The 5,145-nt window shown below is 31.3% G+C and carries 7 protein-coding genes; 2 read left to right on the top strand and 5 right to left on the bottom strand.

Translation table 11 applies throughout. The features are described from left to right. Together AC1DS7_RS28550 and AC1DS7_RS28545 are read right to left on the bottom strand one after the other, a co-directional pair. On the bottom strand, nucleotides 1-166 hold a 166-nt coding region (locus AC1DS7_RS28550), incomplete at its 3' end, for a transposase (protein WP_476999334.1). A 158-nt stretch (nucleotides 167-324) separates the two neighbouring features. Further along, nucleotides 325-1,089 (bottom strand): cell division protein FtsQ/DivIB, encoded by a 765-nt coding sequence (locus AC1DS7_RS28545; protein ID WP_476999392.1) that lies wholly within the window; start codon nucleotides 1,087-1,089, stop codon nucleotides 325-327. A 479-nt stretch (nucleotides 1,090-1,568) separates the two neighbouring features. On the opposite strand from AC1DS7_RS28545, the gene AC1DS7_RS28540 reads away from it, so the two are divergent. Then, nucleotides 1,569-3,005, top strand: a complete 1,437-nt coding sequence (locus AC1DS7_RS28540) for an IS4 family transposase (RefSeq protein WP_476999391.1) — start codon at nucleotides 1,569-1,571, stop codon at nucleotides 3,003-3,005. Nucleotides 3,006-3,327: 322 nt separating this feature from the next. Continuing rightward, on the top strand, nucleotides 3,328-3,603 hold the full coding sequence (locus tag AC1DS7_RS28535; protein ID WP_002144215.1) for a hypothetical protein: 276 nt from the start codon (nucleotides 3,328-3,330) through the stop codon (nucleotides 3,601-3,603). A 67-nt stretch (nucleotides 3,604-3,670) separates the two neighbouring features. Here the strand turns inward: AC1DS7_RS28535 and AC1DS7_RS28530 are convergent, their stop codons facing one another. The 3 genes from AC1DS7_RS28530 to AC1DS7_RS28520 form a co-directional block, all read right to left on the bottom strand. Then, nucleotides 3,671-3,904: a YuzF family protein gene (locus AC1DS7_RS28530; RefSeq protein WP_476999390.1), complete on the bottom strand. Its 234-nt coding sequence runs from the start codon at nucleotides 3,902-3,904 to the stop codon at nucleotides 3,671-3,673. Between the two features lie 238 nt (nucleotides 3,905-4,142). Beyond that, nucleotides 4,143-4,376, bottom strand: a complete 234-nt coding sequence (locus AC1DS7_RS28525; RefSeq protein ID WP_002144216.1) for a hypothetical protein — start codon at nucleotides 4,374-4,376, stop codon at nucleotides 4,143-4,145. A 294-nt stretch (nucleotides 4,377-4,670) separates the two neighbouring features. Beyond that, on the bottom strand, nucleotides 4,671-4,817 hold the full coding sequence (locus AC1DS7_RS28520) for a BC1881 family protein (protein ID WP_000738547.1): 147 nt from the start codon (nucleotides 4,815-4,817) through the stop codon (nucleotides 4,671-4,673). Nucleotides 4,818-5,145 lie beyond the last annotated feature (328 nt).

The following is a 5,145-nucleotide window of genomic DNA, read 5'->3' as shown; positions in this document are numbered from 1 at the left end:
GTCCTTTGATTCCTTCAGCTTCAAAGTGTTTCACCCAACGACTTACAACCGAGTGATGAATACCTAATTCTTTCGCAATGGTTTTATAGCTCATGCCTTCTTTTAAGTATAAATCTATAGCTTGTTTCTTAAATTCTACATCGTAAGTGACTCTAATTTTTCCCATGAAAAAATCCCCTCCATAGTAAACAGGTTAATGTGCTTTCTTTTTCCTGTCTACTATAAGGGGATCATATCAATTTTTGGGGCTCTTTTTATAACTACTTCCACATAACATAATGAATAGCTATGTTTGTGAACCTTTTTAAATCAAAACAATGAGAGTTACAATTCTCCGTTGGCATATATAGTGTCTTCTAGGTGAATTACAGGGTGTTGTTTAGGATCTAACTGTTGTATTATGGATGGATAAAATTTCATTTTTCTAGAAAAATCAGTGATTAGAGAACTTACGGTAAAACCATCTGTTGTATAAAGAATTATTTGAGAGTTTTCAATGTCTGTTGGAGAAAAATGAATCTCAGATATTCTATTTTGAATTTCAATTGGCAATGTCTTTAATTCTGAAATAAGTTTTTTTAATAAGTCTTCATCATTGCTCGTAAATTGCTTTATTACTGGTACACTCTCCTTGTCCTGATTATTTATAATTTTATCTAACATAGTTCCATTTTCTAGAATTGGATAGTAATAGTTATCCTTAACTYCATATGCTATAGTTTTATACTCTTTAACATCAATAATAACTTGATTTGGAAATTTCTTGAGAACATTAACTTCTTTTATTTTTTTATTTTTCTTTATGCTTTCTTTTATATCCTCTTCATGTAAATTCCAGTAGTTATCTTTACCACTTAGATTWGATAAACCAATAATTTCGCTTTGTGAAACTGTCTTATTTCCTTTTACCGATATCTTCGAAATTTTTGCAGTACGATTTAAAAATAATATACAAACTAAGAGTATAACAATTATTAATATACATATAACTAATGCTTTTTTTCTTCTAGATGCTTTAACATTTCTATTTTGCATCACTTTTAGCTGTCGAACCTTTTGATTAAATGAATATACATTATTTTTCTTCATAATATCCTCCTCTAATAGGCCGTTTTATCGATTTAGGGATTTCTCTTACATTGCGAAGAGAAGGTTTATAATTTATTAACAATTAGAATACCTTTTTCATCCAGTAACATATATTTTTTACTGTTTTCTAGTGTGATTTCTTGCACATGTATGTATTTTCAACTCGTGAATTCTTAACTAGATTTAATAAACTTGCTACGTTCATTTTAGAATTTATCCTATCCTCCCTAAAACGCATGTGATGTCTTACAACATTATATACATAATTAACTTCTTTTTCTATCTGGGGCAGCGCGCATATTTTAACCTTTTTATACACTAAGAGATTTTTAAAACTCAATATTACTTATTTCAATTGAAACTTTGACTGATAGGGGTCACCATATATGCCTATTAACTTAAGAAATTTTAATATCTTCAAATGTCAAAAAACGTTATTCTTTTTAAACAAGCTAGACTAGAAAGGATGATGTTTTTTTATGAATCTCTCAATTCAAGATGAACTAAGGCCATTTGCGGAAGAATTACAGCGCTATGTTACACCTGTATTTTTAGAAGAACTTGCAAGAGAAATAGGATTTATAAAGCGAAAACGTAAGTTTTCAGGATCAGACTTAGCTACTATTTGTATTTGGATCAATCAGCGGGTGGCAAGTGATCCCTTAGTCCGATTATGTAGTAGGCTTCATGCAGCTACTGGTACTTTACTCAGCCCTGAGGGCTTAAATAAACGTTTAAATGCTAAAGCAGTTTTGTTTTTAAAACATATTTTTTCTTTACTGATACAACAAAAAGTATGTGAACAAACACAAATTTCTAACCATCTCTTCTCTTACTTCCAACGAATTCGTATCCTAGATGCCACCGTATTTCAAGTACCCAATGCTTTAGAGAATTTATATCCAGGCTCTGGGGGATGTGCCCAAACAGCCGGAATCAAAATTCAATTAGAATATGATCTGCACAGTGGAGAATTTCTTAACTTTCAAGTCGGACCTGGAAAAAATAATGACAAAACATTTGGTACGGAATGCTTAGATACCTTACGGCCAGGAGATTTATGTATTCGTGATTTGGGCTATTTTTCATTGGAAGACTTAGATCAAATGGATCAACGAGGTACATACTATATTTCTCGTTTAAAATTAAATACAAATGTATACGTGAAAAATCCAAACCCAGAATACTTTAAAAATGGTGCCATTAAGAAACAATCGGAATACATACAAATCGATGTGAAACAGATTTTGAAACAACTACAGCCTGGAGAAATATTTGAATTAAAACATGCTTATATCGGTGATAAACAACAACTATTTGCACGTGTTATTTTTAATCGATTAACAGAAAAGCAACTTCAAAAACGACGAGCGAAGATTGCGGAAAAAGAAAAGTCTAAAAATAGAACGTACTCAGAGAAAAGTAAATTGGTAGCTGGATTAAACGTATACGTGACGAAAACACCTTGGGAATGGGTTCCGACGGAACAGGTACATGAGTTATATACTTTACGTTGGCAAATAGAGATTGTCTTTAAAACGTGGAAATCACTCTTCAAAATAGACCATTATCGTAATGTAAAACAAGAACGATTAGAGTGCCAACTATATGGAAAACTAATCGCTATTTTCCCGTGCTCCTCTACTATGTTTAAAATGCGTCAACTTCTTTTACAAAAGAAGAAAAGAGAATTAAGCGAATTTAAAGCAATAGGGATGATCCAAGATTATTTATATCTTCTGTATCAAGCTATACAGAAAGACACCCAAGAAATAACAAAGATTCTAATACGCCTATTCCACCTACTACAGAAAAACGGGCGGAAATCTCATCGATATGAGAAGAAAACAGTCTTTGATATTATGGGTGTTATCTATGAGTATAGTGGATTTAAAAAACAAAAGAAAACTGAATAATCTTTGAAAACAACACCTATCTAGTTTTATTTGGTATGCTCATTTTTAAGGAGAAAAAGTGTTTTAAGAGTTTTTTAGTTTATTTGAACGAAAGTTCACTTTGTTTCCGTTCTTAAGTTGATGGGCATGGGGTCACCATACCAAAAAAGAAAATTGTACGTTCAGACACAACTTGGACACATTTCAAGGTGTTTGCTGTACGTTAAGGAATTAGTTTGTATATTTGAGGAGATGTACAAGACAGGTGTGAATTTAGGGGAATCCAATATTTTCTATTCAAATATGATAGAATGGAAATATATCCAAAACGGAGGAACAACAAATGAACTCAAACACAAAACAGTTTATTTATGATATCCAGCAAAGAAAGAACAATTATATGGAAAATGTATTAAAGGCAATACAACACCCTAAAAAAGAGCAATCTGAACAGGTCATTCAAAATATAGTAGAGAAAATGGATATGATGATCAGTTTAGTTACTACTTACATGGCTATTGAATCAGAATCTATGAAAGAATTAAAAGAGCTTCAGGAAGAAATTATTCATGCTCAAGCATATATTCAAAAACGAAAATTTGAAGAAACACAGAGATAAAACCCTGTGTTTTTACTTGGTCGTCTATGACGCTAATCTGTTATAAATCTAATTAGATGTAATTTGATTATTGTTTTGGCATAATCCATACAATTTGTTGAATGCGTACAATATACGGTACCGTATCTTCAATGAGCAAATGATCGGGTTTCACATCCTTTAACTTTCCTCTTACATTACCTCTTACAGTTTCAATAACCACATGTTTACCAATTACCGATTGTAATGTCTRATATACGTAGGGATTAGGTACACTTACCATATTTTGTTCACTAAAGTCATTTCCCTCCAAATAACTCATTCTATAAGACTCCTTTCTAACTTACATTCTTTCTCTTAATATATGATATAAATCTTATAAATATACTAGAAGGATAAATCATTATGTGAAAGAAAATAACATTTTAATAAGGTACGTTTTCTATTTCTAAATTGCTAAAAAATTATTTATATAAAGTTACTTTTACTAGTTAATAGGCAATGATATAGGGATATTTTGCATGTACATCCAGGCTGTTCCTTTCAAAATATGTATCATTTTAAATACGCCCTTTATTAGAATACTGCTCATACTTTTTTTGAGATTCTTTAGTAATACGTGCGTTAAGTAAAATTGCTAACAACAAAAACACTCCATATTCCCCCCCTGTAGCTCCTATGATAATCACACTACTACAAACAAGTACAATTAATAGGAGTAACGAAACTAAAGAAATACGTTCATAGTTCTTTGACATCTTCTCGTATTTTATGCGTTGTTTCCTTGCATCCATCTAAATTCCTCCTTAAAATTATCAATTTTCCTATAAAATAAATCTCGCCCTTAAAAAGAAAACAATCTATCGGTTCAAATAATTAGTTTTTTTAAGCAACTAATTTATATAACATAAAAAGAAATCCTACCAATATTAAGCTTACCACTATGATAATCCCGACCCTCTCCTTCCTTTTAACCCCAATACATTAGATAAAAGTTATGTATATCCCATATTAGCTGCAGCAAACAAAAAGGATCTTCCCTTCTCGTAAAGGCTGATCCTTTTCTTCGTTCATACAACTATTTTTAGCTATTCTTGATTAATTAGAATAACAGCTGGTCCATCTACACGAATTCCACCAACTTCGATTTTTTCATAAGGCTCAACTGTAATAGAAATGATTCCTTCTCGCTTCTTTAATTCATTACTTAATTCTTTTGTTAACATTTTTTTCATGTGTGCACTCCTTCTTACTGCTTAATTTACTATTGTTATGTAAATAAAATTAAAAATGGTTTCCTGGTCTGGAAACCATTTTTTGTAGTTGACCATATGGTGTTACCAGTTCGTTTATCAATTTTACGTAAAGAAGATAAACAATTACTATTCACTGTCTCAGTAGATGTAAGGAACTCTGAAAGATAGCGGTGAGATTGATTTTATTTTCTTCTAGAAATAATGACTTAGATAGTATATTACCTAAAACAATGAAAGCCCTACCTCTCTTTCATCCTTACGGCTCCTTGTCCGTGCCAGTGTGAATCAGGATTGCAAAATTGCAAAA

Source organism: Bacillus sp. P4_E1, from assembly GCF_056401715.1.
This window is presented reverse-complemented; position numbering and strand designations above follow the sequence as displayed.